The sequence below is a fragment of the Terrabacter sp. 2TAF16 genome (assembly GCF_052115065.1).
GTDB lineage: Bacteria > Actinomycetota > Actinomycetes > Actinomycetales > Dermatophilaceae > Terrabacter.
Genome location: NZ_JBFRFZ010000007.1, coordinates 114808 through 130272, shown reverse-complemented (window position 1 = coordinate 130272; position 15465 = coordinate 114808). Strand labels below are relative to the sequence as shown.

The 15465-nt window shown below is 71.4% G+C and carries 13 protein-coding genes; 8 read left to right on the top strand and 5 right to left on the bottom strand.

The window, feature by feature from the left end; genetic code table 11:
* Positions 1 to 88 precede the first annotated feature (88 nt).
* The 4 genes from AB4Z14_RS12600 to AB4Z14_RS12585 all read left to right on the top strand — a co-directional run bounded on the left by AB4Z14_RS12600 (position 89) and on the right by AB4Z14_RS12585 (position 4676).
* Entirely contained in the window at positions 89 to 2203 is a 2115-nt protein-coding gene (locus tag AB4Z14_RS12600) for a CARDB domain-containing protein (RefSeq protein ID WP_442275482.1), read from the top strand.
* A complete protein-coding gene (locus AB4Z14_RS12595) occupies positions 2200 to 2673 on the top strand; it encodes a hypothetical protein (RefSeq protein WP_442275481.1) in 474 nt (157 codons plus the stop codon). Before AB4Z14_RS12600 ends, AB4Z14_RS12595 begins: the two co-directional genes overlap by 4 nt.
* 136 nt (positions 2674 to 2809) lie before the next feature.
* Positions 2810 to 3751 (top strand): universal stress protein, encoded by a 942-nt coding sequence (locus AB4Z14_RS12590; protein WP_442275480.1) that lies wholly within the window; start codon positions 2810 to 2812, stop codon positions 3749 to 3751.
* 25 nt (positions 3752 to 3776) lie between these two features.
* Positions 3777 to 4676: a universal stress protein gene (locus tag AB4Z14_RS12585; RefSeq protein ID WP_442275479.1), complete on the top strand. Its 900-nt coding sequence runs from the start codon at positions 3777 to 3779 to the stop codon at positions 4674 to 4676.
* A 126-nt stretch (positions 4677 to 4802) separates the two neighbouring features.
* Here AB4Z14_RS12585 and AB4Z14_RS12580 read toward each other — a convergent pair whose 3' ends face one another.
* A complete protein-coding gene (locus tag AB4Z14_RS12580) occupies positions 4803 to 5357 on the bottom strand; it encodes a universal stress protein (RefSeq protein ID WP_442275478.1) in 555 nt (184 codons plus the stop codon).
* Positions 5354 to 6817: an MFS transporter gene (locus tag AB4Z14_RS12575; RefSeq protein WP_442275477.1), complete on the bottom strand. Its 1464-nt coding sequence runs from the start codon at positions 6815 to 6817 to the stop codon at positions 5354 to 5356. The genes AB4Z14_RS12580 and AB4Z14_RS12575 overlap by 4 nt, the downstream gene beginning before the upstream one ends.
* Positions 6818 to 7050: 233 nt before the next feature.
* Between AB4Z14_RS12575 and AB4Z14_RS12570 the strand changes: the two genes are divergently transcribed.
* The 3 genes from AB4Z14_RS12570 (at position 7051) to AB4Z14_RS12560 (ending at position 10346) form a co-directional block, all read left to right on the top strand.
* The gene (locus AB4Z14_RS12570) at positions 7051 to 7488 is read left to right on the top strand and encodes a ChaB family protein (RefSeq protein WP_442275476.1); all 438 of its coding nucleotides are present in this window, start codon (positions 7051 to 7053) and stop codon (positions 7486 to 7488) included.
* Between the two features lie 215 nt (positions 7489 to 7703).
* Positions 7704 to 9248 carry a S8 family serine peptidase gene (locus AB4Z14_RS12565; protein ID WP_442275475.1) on the top strand — a complete coding sequence of 515 codons (1545 nt, stop codon included), beginning with the start codon at positions 7704 to 7706 and terminating at the stop codon, positions 9246 to 9248.
* Between the two features lie 174 nt (positions 9249 to 9422).
* Positions 9423 to 10346, top strand: coding sequence for a universal stress protein (locus AB4Z14_RS12560; protein ID WP_442275474.1), 924 nt, complete (start codon positions 9423 to 9425; stop codon positions 10344 to 10346).
* A gap of 70 nt (positions 10347 to 10416) precedes the next feature.
* Here AB4Z14_RS12560 and AB4Z14_RS12555 read toward each other — a convergent pair whose 3' ends face one another.
* Entirely contained in the window at positions 10417 to 10851 is a 435-nt protein-coding gene (locus AB4Z14_RS12555; RefSeq protein ID WP_442275473.1) for an SRPBCC domain-containing protein, read from the bottom strand.
* 133 nt (positions 10852 to 10984) lie between these two features.
* Here AB4Z14_RS12555 and AB4Z14_RS12550 point away from each other — a divergent pair, with 133 nt between their 5' ends.
* Positions 10985 to 11365, top strand: coding sequence for a VOC family protein (locus AB4Z14_RS12550; RefSeq protein WP_442275472.1), 381 nt, complete (start codon positions 10985 to 10987; stop codon positions 11363 to 11365).
* A gap of 18 nt (positions 11366 to 11383) precedes the next feature.
* Here AB4Z14_RS12550 and AB4Z14_RS12545 read toward each other — a convergent pair whose 3' ends face one another.
* Complete coding sequence (locus tag AB4Z14_RS12545; protein ID WP_442275471.1) at positions 11384 to 13807, bottom strand: Tex family protein; 2424 nt, start codon at positions 13805 to 13807, stop codon at positions 11384 to 11386.
* Positions 13808 to 13843: 36 nt separating this feature from the next.
* On the bottom strand, positions 13844 to 15310 hold the full coding sequence (locus tag AB4Z14_RS12540; protein WP_442275470.1) for an amidase: 1467 nt from the start codon (positions 15308 to 15310) through the stop codon (positions 13844 to 13846).
* Positions 15311 to 15465: the final 155 nt, after the last annotated feature.

Genomic DNA, 15465 nt, shown 5'->3' with positions numbered 1-15465 from the left:
ACGAGCGAGGTCCTCGTGCCCTCTCTCGACGGTCCTCGGACCGGACACCTCGGGGGTGTCATCCTCTTCGGATCAAGGAGCTGCACCCATGCTGCCGACCATTCCCTCGCGGGCCCGCCCCCGCTTCCGCGCCGGCGACCGGGGCAGAGCCGTCCCGCTCATCGCTGCCGCGGGCCTCGTCGCCGCCCTGGGGGTGGCCGCCCCCGCGCTCGCCGCCACACCGACCGGGGGAGCCGTCACCGACACGAGCACCAGCGTCCGGTGGACCGCCGGCCCCTTCATCGCCCCCAACGTCACCGGGACGACGGGCGACGTGACGTGCGGGCCCGGGCTCTGCGACGACTTCGCGCTGCACGTGTCGACCCCGAGCGGCTACGGGGACACCCACCAGCTGACGGTCAAGGTGGGCTGGGCCAATCCTGCTGCCGACTTCGACATCTACCTGCTCGACCAGAACGGCTCGGTCGTGGCGTCGTCCGCCTCGAGCGCGGACCCCGAGACCCTCGTCGTGGCACCGACCAGCGGCGACTACACGGTGAGGGTCGTGCCGTATGCCCCGCTCGGTGAGTCCGTCACGGGCACGGCGACCCTGACCGACGTCCCGGCCAACCCCGCGCCGAGCGCAGCCACGCCGCCGACCTACAGCCAGTACGGCGCACCCCAGTCGTTCGGGCGCGCGCACGACGCGGGCGAGCCGTCGATCGGCAGCAGCCACACGACCGGTTCGACGTTCTACCAGGCCCTCTACGACACGTACGGGGCGACGTGGGACGACAGCGTCACGCCGTCCGCGGTGACGTGGTCCGACGTGTCCGCGAAGCCGGCCAACGGCTGCGCCACGGGCGGATCGACGTCGCTCGACCCGATCGGCTTCACCGACCGGGCGACCGGACGCGTCTTCGAGAGCCAGCTCGCCGGCAAGACCTCGCTCATGTGCTACTCCGACGACGAGGGCGCCACGTGGTCGCCCAGCCAGGGCGGCGGCCTCAACTCGGGTGTCGACCACCAGACCGTGGGTGGAGGTCCCTACTCGCCGAACGGCGTCGGTGCGCTGCCGACGTCGAGCTACCCGAACGCCGTCTACTACTGCAGCCAGGACATAGCCGACGCCAACTGCGCCTCGAGCCATGACGGCGGGGTCACCTTCGGACCCGCCATCCCGATGTACTCGCTCCTCGACTGCGGTGGCCTGCACGGTCACGTCAAGGTGGCCCCGGACGACGGCACGGTCTATGTCCCCAACAAGTCGTGCGGAGGCAACCAGGCGGTCGCGGTCTCCGAGGACGGCGGCACGACGTGGTCGGTCCGCAAGGACCCGGCCAGCACCGCGGGCGACTCCGACCCCAGCGTCGGGATCGGCTCCAAGGGCACGGTCTACATGAGTTACCAGGCCGCGGACGGGACCCCCCGCATCGCCGTGAGCCGCGACAAGGGCAAGACGTGGACCGACGACCAGAACGTCGGCGCGGGCCTCGGGGTGCACAACACCGTCTTCCCCGCTGTCGTGGCCGGTGACGACGACCGCGCCTCGTTCGCCTTCATCGGCACGACCACCGCCGGGAACTACCAGGACGCCACGACCTTCAAGGGTGACTGGCACCTCTACGTCGCGACGACGTACGACGGCGGCAAGAGCTGGGTCACCGTCGACACGACGCCCAGCGACCCCGTCCAGCGTGGCTCCATCTGCACGGGTGGCACCACGTGTGGCAACGACCGCAACCTCCTCGACTTCATGGACGTCACGGTCGACCGGACCGGCCGGGTCGAGGTCGGGTATGCCGACGGGTGCACCGGTGCCTGCGCGCAGCCGGGCGGCGCCCAGAACTTCGATGCCTATGCGACCATCGCGCGCCAGCAGGCGGGCAACACGTTGTATGCCGCCTACGACGCCCTGCCGAACATCACCCCGACCTCCGTGTCCGTCACGAAGGCCGGCGGCCTCTATGCCGCGTCGACGACCGTCGCCAACCCCGGCAAGGCCGCCGCCGGGGCCGTCACGACGCGACTCCGCGTCGACGGCGTCGACGTCGCCACCTCGTCGCCGGTCGACGTCCAGCCCGGCCGCTCGGCGGCCGTCACGTTCCCGGGCGTCCGTCTCGGCAAGGGCACGCACGTCGTCGCCGTCGTCGTCGACCCGGACGGACGCATCCGGGAGTCCGACGAGGCCGACAACGAGCGTCAGCTCCAGGTGACGAGATGAGACGGCTCAACCAGCGGTCGGGACCTCGCGTCGCCCTCGCCGCCGGGGCGCTCGTCACGGCGCTCGTCCTCGCCGGCTGCGAGAACGACGAGCTGGAGTCGGCGATGGCGGCGCAGCCTAGCTCGACCAGTGCGGCCCTCGTCTGCGCGAAGGACGCCAAGCCGGTGACGGTGCCGGCGTCGTTCCCCGCGAGCGCGGTCGTGCCGGAGGGGTACGTCGTCACGGGCGTCGAGGCCCGCAGCGCCGGTCGCACGGTCGTCACCGCGGTGTCGCCCAAGCCGTTCAAGCAGACGCTCGCCGACATGCAGACCGCCTACTCGACCCGTGGCTGGTCGGCGTCCGAGGGTGAGGTGGAGGAGCGGGACGCCGAGTCCAACTTCGACGGCAACGGGCTCCGCGGCCGGTGGGCCATCCGCGAGATCCCCGACTGCACCGACAACACGTCGGTGAATGTGCTGATCGGCACCTGACACCAGGTCGGCGGCGGGGGGCCCGCCCGCCGCCGACCTGTCTGAGCAGTCACAACTCCCTGCCGACGCACGCCCGACGCGGGACGATGGGAGTGGCCGGAGCATGCGGCCCCGACCGCCGTGGAAGGGGAGAGCGATGAGCGCCGCAGTCAGCTCGACGAACGAGTCAACCCGCGAGTCGACCGACGAGACGATGGATGCCGGCATCGTCGTGGGCTACGACGGGTCACCGGGAGCACGCCTCGCCCTCGACTGGGCCGTCGAGACCGCGAAGCGTGACGACCGCCAGCTGACGCTGCTGCACTGCGTCGGGCTGACGATGACGCCGACGTTCCGCGCCTACGACCCCGGGGTCCAGGCGCACGCGTACGACGAGATGTCGCGAGGCGTCCTGGCGGAGGCCATCGACATCGCCACGAAGACACTGGACCGCAAGGACGTCCACCCGCTGAGCGTCATCGGCGGCGCCGCCGCCGAGCTCGTCGGCATCTCGTCCAGGGCCGACCTCGTCGTCACCGGGTCACGCGGCCACGGGGCGGTTTCCGGTGGCCTGCTGGGCTCGACGGCGTATGCCGTCACGGCCCACGCCCACTGTCCCGCGGTCGTGGTCCGTGGGTCCTCCGTGATCCACGCGGGTCCGTCGCATCCTGTCGTCGTCGCCTTCGACGACTCCAAGAACTCCCAGAAGGCGCTCGAGACCGCCGTGCAGATCGCCACGGCCGCGGAGGCGTCGCTGCACATCGTCGCCGTCGACAACGTGGGTGGCCTCGAGGCGTGGCCGGAGACCGACACGATCCTGGGTCGCGAGGAGATGATCGACCAGATGCACCTCCACGTCGGCCAGCTGTTGCGCGACGTCGCGGAGGACGCGCGACGTGCCCACCCGGGGCTCGACGTGCAGACCACCGTCCTCGGTGGCGGGGCCGGTGCAGCAGTCGCGGCCTACGCCGTGGACGTGAGGGCCGGCCTCATCGTCATGGGTTCTCGCGGTCACGGGGGCTTCACCGGAATGCTGCTCGGCTCGGTCAGTCACCGGGTCGTCCACGACGCGCCGTGCCCCGTCATGGTGATCCGCTGACGCGGCAGATGACTCGACGTCACTGGTGGTCAAGGGAACTCGCATCCAGGATGTCGGACCAGCCTGCGGCCAGATCGTCGTGGGGCTACGACGGGTCCCCAGCCTCGCAGTGTCGCTGGTCTGGGCCGCGGCGGTCTCTCGCGCTCTCGACGACAGCCTGAAGATCGTCCATGCCGTCGAGCTGGACCTGGTGCCGAGCCGGCGCGGCTACGCGTTGCGCCCGCTGAGCCCCTCGCTGGAGATGGTGGCCCGGACGATCGTCGGCGGTCCGTCGACCTGGCCCGGCCCAGCGCTTGCCCGAGGGCGGGTGCGTGCGGTCCATGCCGTCGGCGGGCCGGCGCCCGCGCTGGTCGATGCATCGATGTCCGCCGAGCTCGTCGTGCTGGGGACCCGCGGCCGGGGAAGTGCCCGCACCGCGCTCATCGGCTCCGTCTCCTACGCGGTCGTCGCCCATGCGTACTGCCCCGTCGTCGTCCTGCACGACCTCGGCCGCTTCGCGTCCTTCGCGAGCGGTGACGCGCGGATCCCGGGTCCGCGCGGCGAGGTCGTCTGCGCCATCGCCGGCGGGGACGGGGAGGAGCACGCTGGGCGCGTAGAGCGAATCGTGTCCGCCGCGGCCCGCATCGCTGTCGCCTGCAGTGCGTCGCTGCGGCTCGTCACGGCCACACGTGGGGGCGTCAGTGATGCTGCGAGACAGAGGATTCCGTATGCCATCGCCTCCCTGACATCACAGCACCCCGCGCTCGTGGTCACTGTCGAGATCCTCACCGGCGACCCGGTCTCGGCCCTGGCGGAGGCCACGGGACATTCCGAACTGCTCGTCGTCGGTGCGCCACTCCGAGAGGCGCCCGCTGCCGTGCTGTCCGAGCAGTCTTCCTACCAGCTCATCCGCGACGCGACCTGCCCGGTCATGCTCGTGCCCTGATCGGGTTCCGGACGAACCGAACCAGGGCGCGGTGGGTCCCGGGCCCGAATCGGTGCAATTCGCAGAGGATTCGGGTCCCGGGACCGGGCCACACGGCATACGGTCTCGTGAGAGGCGACGCAGGCGTCAGCCCGAGGGCGGGCGCTGGAAGCCGGGGCGCCCGGCGGTGCCGGCGGCGCGTTCGACCGAGCGGCCGAAGCTGATGGCGGCCGCCCCGAGCGGGCTCGACCCGCGGCCGCCGAGCGCGGGTGGCACGACGACGACCGGGCAGTGCGCTGCGCGCACGAGACGGCTGCCGAGCCAGCGGGCGCCGACCTCGGTGGAGTGACCGGCGTCGATGACGACGAGGTCGGCGCCGCGGCTCTCCTCGACGAGGACGGCACGACGCTTGCCCGCCACGACGCGCGTCTCCACGAGGTGGTCGCGGCCGAGGACGTGCGCGACGTCCTCGGCCAGGCGTGACTGTTCGGCAGAGAGGGCGCTGTCGTCGGAGACGACCGACGGCACGCGGCCGCCGGTCGCCGTCTCGGGTGCGTGCGGGCGCCAGGCCCGGACGGCCACGACGCGTCCACCGCGCGCCGCGGCCTGCTCGACGGCCCATCGAAGGGCACCGGGGGAGCCACTCGTGGGGCTCACGCCGACGACGATCGTGTGCTGGCGCCCGAGGTCCGCGACGTTCATGCCGCGGCCCCCGACTCCTCCGAGACCTTGCTCAGCGGGTCGGCGACGTCCTCGAGGGACTTCTGCTCCGCGTCGATCCCGATCGCCAGGGCCACGGCCCCACCGATGATCATGATGACCGCACCGGCGACGTAGCCCCACGTGAGCGGGCCGCGGTCCTTGCCGTCGCCGATGAGTGCGCCGTAGAGCACGGGTGCGACGGCGCCGGCGCACTGGGCGACGACGAAGAAGTAGCTGATCGCCTGGCCGCGCACCTCGATCGGGAAGATCTCGCTCACGGTGAGGTAGGCGGCGGAGGCTCCAGCCGAGGCGAAGAAGAACGAGACGCACCAGAAGATCGTGTGCGTCGTCGCGGTGAGGATCTCGGCGTGGAAGGCCCAGGCCGACACGAGCAGGACGAGCCCCGCGATCGTGTAGGTGCTGAAGATCATCTTGCGACGCCCGATGGTGTCGAAGAGATGACCGAGGAGCAGCGGTCCCATCAGGTTGCCGGCCGCGAACGGCAGGAAGTAGAGCGAGGTCTGGGCCTTGCTGATGCCGTAGAAGTTCGTCAGCACCAACGCGTACGTGAAGAAGATCGCGTTGTAGAGGAAGCTCTGCGTCACCATCATCGTCAGGCCGAGCACCGTGCGTCGTCCGTAGCGCCGCACGAACACGTCCCACAGCACCTTCGGCCCCATGCGGTCCTCGGGCTTGACGAGGATGGCCTTGCTGTCGTCGACCTCCGGGATCTCGCCACCCTCGCGACGCACCCGCTCCTCGATCTCGTCGACCGTGCGCTCGGCCTCCTCCCCGCGACCGTGGGTGAGCAGCCAGCGCGGGCTCTCCGGGATGTGCCGGCGCAGCCAGATGATCGACAGGCCGAGGATCGGGCCGATGAAGAACGCCAGGCGCCAGCCGACGTTCTCGGCGACGTTGTCGGGGTTGAGCAGGTAGAGGTTCGCGAGCGCTCCGAAGAACGCGCCGAACCAGTACGTCCCGTTGATCGCGATGTCGACGCGACCGCGGAAGCGCGCGGGGATCAGCTCGTCGATGGCCGAGTTGATCGCGGTGTACTCACCGCCGATGCCCATACCGGCGACGAAGCGGCAGACCCACAGGAACCACATGTTCGGTGAGAGGCCGGCCAGGCCTGATCCGATCAGGTAGATGACCAGCGTCATGATGAACAGCTTGCGGCGCCCGAGCCGGTCGGTCAGGCGACCGAACGTCAGCGCTCCGACCACCTGGCCGACGAGGTAGACCGTGCCCGTCAGCCCCACCTGCGTGGCGGACATGCCGAGCGTCTTCTGGAACCCCGACTCCGACACGATCTGGATCTCGAGTCCGTCGAGGATCCACGACACCCCGAGCCCGAGAACGACCGACCAGTGGAACTTCGTCCACGGGAGCCGGTCCATACGGGCGGGCACCAGACTCCTGATGGCACCGTCCGTGCGTTGTGCGACAGCCTCGCTCATCCCCATCTCCTTCGATCCGAATCGCTGTGAACCGTCGGGTCAGGGCGCGCGGCGCCGCGTCCTCACCGCCGGAGTCCTACCCCATGGCCCGGCACGACGAACGTGCTTCGTGTCGGTTTGCCCCGGTGCCCTCCCGAGTGCGTATGCCGTCGGGTGGTCACAGGCCGTCCCGCTGGGTACGTCAGGGTGGCGGGGGCACAGGCGCCCTCCCTCGACAGCGCAGGAGGAACGACATGCCGGCCAGGAAGCCAACGAGCGGAAGCACGGACCTGCCCTCGACCCTCGAGCGGTCGTCGAAGAAGGCGCAGGAGACGTGGCTCGCGACGCACGACGCCGCGGTGGAGCAGTACGGCGAGGGCGAGCGAGCCCACCGCACGGCGTTCGCCTCGCTCAAGCACTCCTTCGAGAAGGTCGGCGACCACTGGGAGGAGAAGGCCGAGAAGGGACCGAGCGACCGCCAGGCCGAACGCCGCGGTGCCGAGGCGAGGGCCCACCGCGACGACGGGGACTCGGCTGGCGGGGTCGACGCCAACGCCTCGAAGCGACACCTCTACGACATCGCCAAGCGCCTCGAGGTGTCGGGGCGCTCCACCATGAGCAAGGCCGAGCTCGTCGAGGCGATCCAGCGCGCCAACGACCGCGCCACGGCCGCCGCCCGGGACTCGACCTGACGAGTCCTCGACTCGAGTCCTCCACTCGCACGGGAGAATTCGCTCGCGTAAGCCCCAAACGCCCGAATCGTTCCCAGCGATCGTCGAGCGGACTCTCAGGCTCCTGAGAAGGCCGGTGCCGACGACCCGACAGCCCTAGCGTGGACAACTGGGCCGCCACAGGAGTCGGCCCGGAGCGGTGGGACGCACACGCCGCCACCGCGGAGGAGAGCACCATGTCCGTGTCACGAAGGGGTGGATCTCGGGGGACTGCAGTACTCGGGGCGGTCGCGGTCGTCGCGGCCGCCGCACTCGCGACGGGGGTGGCGTCGGCCGACGCCTCCACGACCGGCGCGAGCTCGACCTATCTGGTCGTCTACAAGGAGAAGACCTCCACGAGCGGCGCGGGCAGCGCCGTCGCCGCAGCGGGCGGTCAGGTCGTCGCGACCTACGCCCCCATCAGCGTCGTCGTCGCGCGGTCGGCCAGCCCTGACTTCGCCGCGAAGATGCGTCGGGCCACGGGTGTCGAGGGCGCCGTCGCCACGACGAGGTTCGCCAGCGCCGTCGACGGCGGAGCGGTCTCGGCCGACACCGCAGCCGCGACCACGACCCAGACCACCGCGAACGGGGCAGGACTCCCGGGCCTCAACGACTCGCTGTCGGGGTTGCAGTGGGACATGACCCAGATCAAGGTCGGCGAGGCACACGCCATCAGCACCGGTGACCCCTCGATCCTCGTGGGAGACATCGACACCGGCCTCGACTACACGCACCCGGACCTCGCGCCGAACGTCGACTCCGCCGCGAGCGCCAACTGCGTCAGCGGGGCCCCCGTGCCCGGCGCGGTGGCGGCCGCCGACGACAACGGTCACGGCACGCACACGGCCGGCACGATCGCCGCAGCTGCGAACGGCATCGGCATCGTCGGGGTGGCACCGAGCGTGAAGATCGCCGGCATCAAGGCCGGCAACGCCGACGGCTTCTTCTTCCCCGAGGCCGTCGTCTGCTCCTTCATGTGGGCGGCCGACCACGGCGTCGACGTGACGAACAACAGCTACTTCGCCGACCCGTGGCTCTTCAACTGCCGCAACGACGCCGAGCAGCGGGCCATCTGGACCGCCGAGCGTCGCGCCATCAAGTACGCCCAGAACAAGGGTGTGCTCGTCGTCGCGGCCGCGGGCAACCAGGCTGACGACCTGTCGCACCCGACCCAGGACGCGACGAGTCCCGACGACACGAACCCGGTGCTCCGGACGATCAGCAACGCGTGTGCCTTCGTCCCGACCGAGGTGCCGGGCGTCGTGGGCGTCAGCGCCACGGGCAACAAGCAGATGAAGTCGTTCTACTCGTCCTACGGCATCTCGGCGGTCGACGTCGCGGCGCCGGGCGGCGACTCCATCCTGCAGCTGACGCCCGCCGCTCCCAACGGCCGGGTGCTCTCGACCTGGCCCGCGGCGCTGCTCACGGTGACGTGCCTGCCGGCACGTCGACTCGTCGATGCGAGTGGCGCGACGTACTGCTACCAGCAGGGCACGTCGATGGCCTCCCCGCACGCCGCCGGCGTGGCCGCGCTCATCGCGAGTGTCACCGGCGACACCGGTGGTGCGCTCGCAGCCGATCTGCAGCGTGCGACGAACCCGATCGCGTGCCCCGCGGACGTCTCGCCGTACGCCTTCTTCCCGGGCGTCGACGACGGCGCGGCGCAGCGGTGTCAGGGCGGCCGCGGCCAGAACGGCTGGTTCGGCGCTGGGGAAGTGGACGCGCTCAAGGCCGTCGGCTGACCCACCACGCAGTCCGCCGGGCCGGGTCGCTCGACCCGGCCCGGCGGCATACGCCATCGGGGACGACTGCCCTGTCTGAGTGGTCACAAAGGACCTGCGGCCTCTTGGCCGGGCGGGACGATGGAGGTGGACGGAGCAGAGGCCCGGCCATGTGAACGAGAGAAGGGGAGCACCATGAACGGCCAGGTGCGGACCACGAACGGGATCGTCGTCGCCTACGACGGTTCGGCATCATCACAGCTCGCGCTCGAGTGGGCCGCGGAGACGGCTCGGCAGCAGGGCAAGCACCTGACCCTGGTGCACAACGTCAACCTGGCCGCCACCCCCGCGTTCCCGGCGATGGACCTCTCCGAGATCGAGCCCTCGCTCGAGCACGCCGCCAAGGCGATCGTCGACGAGGGTGCGGTCCGCGCCGGCGCCACGCTCGACGCCTCCCAGGTGACGACGCAGTACTGGCTCGGCAGCGCCGCCGCCCAGCTCGTCGAGATGTCGAAGGACGCCGCCATGGTCGTCGTCGGCAGCCGCGGGCGTGGACGCATCCTGGCCGGGCTGCTCGGTTCTACGTCGTATGCCGTCGCCGCGCACGCGCACTGCCCCGTCGTCGTCGTCCGCGGACCGGAGGGCAAGACCCCCGACGACGTGCCGATGCCGCCCCGTCCCGGGCGCGGGCACGACGTGGTCGTCGGCATCGACGACTCGGACGCCGCGATGCGGGCGGTCGACGCGGCCGTCGAGGTCGCCGAGCGCGAGGGGGCCGTGCTGCACATCGTGCGCGTCGCGCACTCGCCGTCGATGGAGGCCTGGACGTACGTCGAGACCGCCAAGGGCGGGACGGAGGAGACACACGCGATCCGCGACAACGCCGAGCAGTCGGTGCTGCGCGCGGCCGAGCGCGTGCGGGCGCTGCACCCGAAGGTCATCGTCACGACGGAGGTGCTCTACGGAGACCCGGGCCAGTCACTCGCCGACCTGGGCGCGACGGCAGGGATGATCGTCGTCGGCTCACGGGGGCACGGCGGGTTCACGGGCATGCTGCTCGGGTCGGTCAGCCACCGCGCCATCCACGACGCGGCCTGCCCCGTCATGGTCGTCCGCTGACCGTCCGCGACGGCGTCGAGCGTCCGCGACGGCGTCGTCGGCGCCTGACCCCTCGGCCCGGGCGCCGGGCTCAGGCGTCGAGGGCCTGCGCGAAACGGCCGAGGGCGTCGTCCCAGCGGGACTTGTCGCCGGCGCCGTCCTCGGCGATGCCCTGACCCTCGTGGTAGAGGTCGACGCGCGTGCCCTCACCGTCCGGTTTGAGCTGCAGGTCGACGATGCTGAGCGGGCCGTCCGCATGGGGGTGCCACGACACGCGTACCTGCTCCATCGGGTGGTAGCTGCGCACGACGCCATGGGGACCGTCGGAGCTGTGCCACGACTCGCCCTTGTTGCCGAGCGTGACGCCGGGGCCGAGGAGCGCCTCGGTGCCTCGGGCGCTGATGAGGTGCTGCCACACCCGGTCGACGGGCGCGCCGACGGTCAGGCTCGAGTGCACGCCCGCGGGAGATCCTTCGAGCTCGGCATCCTCCGCGTTCTCGGGGATCGACTGCGTTGAACTGCTCATGGGCACCTCCGGGTCGTACGGACCGGCCCCCTGATGGGGCCGGACCCACCACTGACAGTCGACCAAAGACTGGCCCGGAAGACAATGGGTGAAGGCCCCCACTTCGGTCCGCTTCGGTCCTAGCCTCGGGGGCATGATCGACCACTTCTTCGTCAACTGCTCCGACCTCGAGGCCAGCGCCCGCTTCTACGACGCGGTGCTCGGCGTCCTCGGCTACACCCGACAGATGGACGTCGGCGTGGCCATCGGCTACGGCACCGAGGGGCACCCGGACTTCTGGATCAGCCGATGGCAGGGGACCGAGCCCAACCGCGAGATGCACTGCGCGTTCCAGGCGGACGGCGTCGACGCGGTGCGGGCCTTCCACGCCACGGCGCTCGAGCTCGGCGCCGAGTCGCTGCACGAGCCGCGCCTGTGGCCGGAGTACCACCCCGGCTACTACGGCGCGTTCGTGCGCGACCCCGACGGCAACAACGTCGAGGCGGTCTTCCACGCAGCCGCGCCGGACGCCTGAGGCGCCGTCGCCGCGCGGTCAGCCGGTGAAGCCGGCGCGGCGCAAGGCGTCGGCCATGGCGCCGTCGGCAGGAGCCTCTTTGCGGGGGCGGTTGCCCTGGCCCGTCTGGCTCCGACCACGGCCCTGGCCGCCGCGGCCCTGACCACCGCGCTGCTGGCCTCCCTGCCCCTGACCCGTTCGCTCCTTGGGGGCGCCGGGGGTCACCTCGTCGTCGAGGCGCAGGGTCAGCGAGATCCGCTTGCGGGGCACGTCGACGTCGAGGACCTTGACCATGACGACGTCGCCGGACTTCACGACGTCGTGCGGGTCGCGCACGAAGCTCTTGGAGAGCGCCGAGACGTGGGCCAGGCCGTCCTGGTGGACACCGATGTCGATGAACGCACCGAACGCCGCGACGTTGGTCACGACGCCCTCGAGCGTCATCCCTGGCCTGAGGTGCTTGATCTCCTCGACGCCGTCCTTGAAGGTCGCCGTCCTGAAGGTCGGTCGCGGGTCGCGCCCGGGCTTGTCGAGCTCGCTGATGATGTCGGTGACGGTCGGCAGGCCGAAGCTGTCGTCGACGTAGTCGGCAGGACGGATTGCTTGCAGCGCAACGGTGTTGCCGATGAGCGAGGTCAGCTTCTGCCCGGTCGACTCGAGCATGCGTCGGACGACGGGGTAGGCCTCGGGGTGCACGGCCGACGCGTCCAGCGGGTCGTCGCCGCCCGGGATCCGGAGGAAGCCGGCCGCCTGCTCGAACGCCTTCGGCCCGAGGCGCGGCACGTCCTTGAGAGCCTTGCGCGTGCGGAACGGGCCAGTCGCGTCACGGTGGGCGACAATGCTCTCGGCGAGACCGGGGGTGATGCCCGAGACGCGGGTGAGCAGGGGAGCCGACGCCGTGTTGACGTCGACGCCGACGGCGTTGACGCAGTCCTCGACGACCGCGTCGAGCGAGCGCGAGAGGGCCGTCTGGCTGATGTCGTGCTGGTACTGACCGACGCCGATCGACTTCGGGTCGATCTTGACGAGCTCGGCGAGTGGGTCCTGCAGGCGCCGCGCGATCGACACGGCGCCGCGCAGCGACACGTCCATGCCGGGCAGCTCCTGCGACGCGAACGCCGACGCCGAGTAGACCGAGGCACCGGCCTCGGAGACGACGGCCGACGTCAGCTTCAGCTCGGGGTGCGCCTTGATGAGGTCGGCGGCGAGGCGATCGGTCTCGCGCGACGCGGTGCCGTTGCCGATGGCGATGAGGTCGACCGAGTGCTCCTTCGCGAGCCGTGCGAGGGTCGCGAGCGAGCGGTCCCACTGGTGCTGCGGGACATGGGGGTAGATGACCTCGGTCGCGACGACGCGGCCGGTCCCGTCCACGACGGCGACCTTGACGCCGGTGCGGAAGCCCGGGTCGAGACCCATCGTGGCCCGCGCACCGGCGGGAGCAGCGAGCAGCAGGTCGCGCAGGTTGGCCGCGAAGACGCGTACGGCCTCGTCCTCGGCCGCTCGGCGCAGCTGCATCCGGGCGTCGATGCCGAGGTGGACGAGGATCTTCGTGCGCCAGGCCCAACGGACGGTGTCGGCGAGCCACTGGTCGGCGGGGCGCCCGGTGTTCTCGATGCCGAATCGCCGAGCGATGGCGCGTTCGTATGCCGTCGGGCCGGGCGGCTGCTCGGCCGCTGGGTCCTCGGGGTTGATCTCGAGCGAGAGGACGTCCTCCTTCTCGCCGCGGAAGAGGGCGAGGATGCGGTGCGAGGGCAGTTTGGCGAGGGGCTCGGCGAAGTCGAAGTAGTCGGAGAACTTCGCGCCCTCCTCCTCCTTGCCGGAGCGGACACGCGAGCCGACGTGGCCCTGCTTCCAGACGCGCTCGCGCAGGTCACCGATGAGGTCTGCGTCCTCGGCGAAGCGCTCGACGAGGATCGCGCGGGCGCCGTCGAGAGCGGCGGCGGCGTCGGCGACCTCACGGTCGGCATCGACGAAACGCGTTGCGGCGGTGGCGGGGTCGGTGCCGGGGTCGCCGAGCAGCAGCTCGGCGAGGGGCTCGAGTCCTGCCTCGCGGGCGACCTGCGCCTTGGTGCGGCGCTTCGGCTTGAACGGGAGGTAGATGTCCTCGAGGCGCGCCTTGGTCTCCGCGGCGAGGATCTGCGCGCGCAGGGTGTCGTCGAGCTTGCCCTGCTCCTCGACGGAGGCGAGCACGGCAGCGCGTCGCTCCTCGAGCTCGCGGAGGTAGCCGAGACGCTCCTCGAGCGTGCGCAGCTGGGCGTCGTCGAGGCCGCCCGTGACCTCCTTGCGGTAGCGCGCCACGAAGGGCACCGTCGAGCCGCCGTCGAGCAGGCCCACGGCCGCGGCCACCTGTCCGTCGCGGACACCGAGCTCCTCTGCGATGCGACGTTCGATGGACGGCACCTTCACCTGCACGCTCACGGGGGCTGAACTCCTAGACGTCGACGACACACCGGGGCCACGCATTCTGCCGTGCGAGCCTGATCGCCCCTCGGGCGGGCCTCACGGACGGCCCTGCTCGTGACGAGGGGCGGGGGTGGCAGTCGCGCCTCGTTCTCTCTCGGGGATGGGCCAGCGGGGCGTCGCCGCCGCGCCGCGGCGTCGCTCGTACCAGTCGACGGCGCGGAGCACCCCGAGGTCGTCGAAGCGTCGCCCGGACACCTGCAGGCCGATGGTGCGCCCGTCTGGGGTGAAACCGCAGTTCACCGAGGCCGCGGGCTGACCGGACATGTTGTAGGGCACGGTGAAGCCGATGTGCGCCATGCCTTCGTCGTTGTCGCCCCACGGCATCGGCCACCCTGCAGGAAACGCCGTCATCGGTGCGACGGGGGAGAGCACGAGGTCGAAAGGCTCGGTGGCGGCGATCGTGGCCTGCTGGAGGGACATGATGCTCGCGTAGTCGCGCATGACCGACGGCCCGTCGGCGCCGCGTACGGCGAGCACCCACCGCCGGATGAACGGGAGCACCCGCGCGCGGGCCTCCGGTGTCAGGGCGTCGAAGTCGGTGAGCGAACGCATCCGCCAGAACTCGTCGAGATCCCGCAGCATCCTCGGCGCCATGAACGGGGCCAGGGGCACCACCTCCGCCCCGGAATCGGCGAAGAGGGCGGCGGCGGCCTCGACCGCGTGCGCCACGACAGGGTCGACCGGCAGCCCGCACCCGGCATCGAGCAGCAGACCGATGCGCAGAGGGGAGACGTCGAGGGCGTCGTGGGGCAGCACGGCGGCGAGGTCGGCGGGCGGGAGGCTCGTCCAGTCGCGCGGGTCCGGGCGGCTGATCACCGACAGCAACAGCGCCGCGTCTGCGGCCGACCGTACGAGCGGGCCGGCCACTCGGCCGAGGTACGGGGCGTCGAGGGGGACACGTCCGGCGCTCGGCTTGAGGGTCGTCAGGCCGAGCCAGGTGCCCGGCAGGCGGATCGAGCCGCCGATGTCCGTGCCGACGTGCAGCGGCCCGTAGCCGCCAGCGGCGGCGGCGCCGGCGCCTGAGCTGGACCCCCCCGTCGTCAGTGAGGGGTCCCACGGCGAACGGGTGATGCCGTGCAGGCTCGAGACGCCCGAGCTGAGCATGCCCCAGTCGGGCATCACCGTGGAGCCGAGCACGACGCCGCCGGACTCCTCGATCCGCTCGACGACCGGGCTGCTCCGTGTCGGGACGACGGGCTCGACGCCGGCGTTGCCGAAGGGCATCGGGACGCCGGCGCGACCGAGGTTCTCCTTGATCGTCACCGGCACGCCGTCGATCGGCCCCGCGGGTTCACTCCTGCGCCAACGGGCCTCACTGTCGCGGGCGGCAGCCTCGGCACCCTCGAGGTCGAGCCACCAGAAGGCGTTGAGCAGAGGCTCCCGGGTCTCGATGACGTCGGCGACGTCGTGCAGCACGTCGACGGGAGAGAGGTCGCCCGAGGCGTACGCAGCGACGAGCTCGGTGGCGGTGAGGCTGGCCGGTCGGCCAGACGTGTGCGGCATGGACGTCCTCCCGCGGCGGTCGACCTCGCGCCGCCCGCTGGCGAGGAGATCGTGGCATCGGACCTGGTGCCAGAACGCTACCTCTCGCGGTGAGGCGTCGTCGGGGCGTGTGGACAACGCCGGTCGACTGTCAGCGGTGGCGGCCATGCTCTTGC

What these genes read in the sequence shown, in the direction of transcription:
- AB4Z14_RS12570 (WP_442275476.1), top strand. Translation starts at nt 7,051, where the DNA reads ATGCCGGCCAGGAAGCCAACGAGCGGAAGCACGGACCTGCCCTCGACC.
- AB4Z14_RS12560 (WP_442275474.1), top strand. Translation starts at nt 9,423, where the DNA reads ATGAACGGCCAGGTGCGGACCACGAACGGGATCGTCGTCGCCTACGAC.
- AB4Z14_RS12555 (WP_442275473.1), bottom strand. Translation starts at nt 10,851, where the DNA reads ATGAGCAGTTCAACGCAGTCGATCCCCGAGAACGCGGAGGATGCCGAG.
- AB4Z14_RS12545 (WP_442275471.1), bottom strand. Translation starts at nt 13,807, where the DNA reads ATGCGTGGCCCCGGTGTGTCGTCGACGTCTAGGAGTTCAGCCCCCGTG.
- AB4Z14_RS12590 (WP_442275480.1), top strand. Translation starts at nt 2,810, where the DNA reads ATGAGCGCCGCAGTCAGCTCGACGAACGAGTCAACCCGCGAGTCGACC.
- AB4Z14_RS12595 (WP_442275481.1), top strand. Translation starts at nt 2,200, where the DNA reads ATGAGACGGCTCAACCAGCGGTCGGGACCTCGCGTCGCCCTCGCCGCC.
- AB4Z14_RS12550 (WP_442275472.1), top strand. Translation starts at nt 10,985, where the DNA reads ATGATCGACCACTTCTTCGTCAACTGCTCCGACCTCGAGGCCAGCGCC.
- AB4Z14_RS12580 (WP_442275478.1), bottom strand. Translation starts at nt 5,357, where the DNA reads ATGAACGTCGCGGACCTCGGGCGCCAGCACACGATCGTCGTCGGCGTG.
- AB4Z14_RS12600 (WP_442275482.1), top strand. Translation starts at nt 89, where the DNA reads ATGCTGCCGACCATTCCCTCGCGGGCCCGCCCCCGCTTCCGCGCCGGC.
- AB4Z14_RS12575 (WP_442275477.1), bottom strand. Translation starts at nt 6,817, where the DNA reads ATGAGCGAGGCTGTCGCACAACGCACGGACGGTGCCATCAGGAGTCTG.
- AB4Z14_RS12565 (WP_442275475.1), top strand. Translation starts at nt 7,704, where the DNA reads ATGTCCGTGTCACGAAGGGGTGGATCTCGGGGGACTGCAGTACTCGGG.
- AB4Z14_RS12540 (WP_442275470.1), bottom strand. Translation starts at nt 15,310, where the DNA reads ATGCCGCACACGTCTGGCCGACCGGCCAGCCTCACCGCCACCGAGCTC.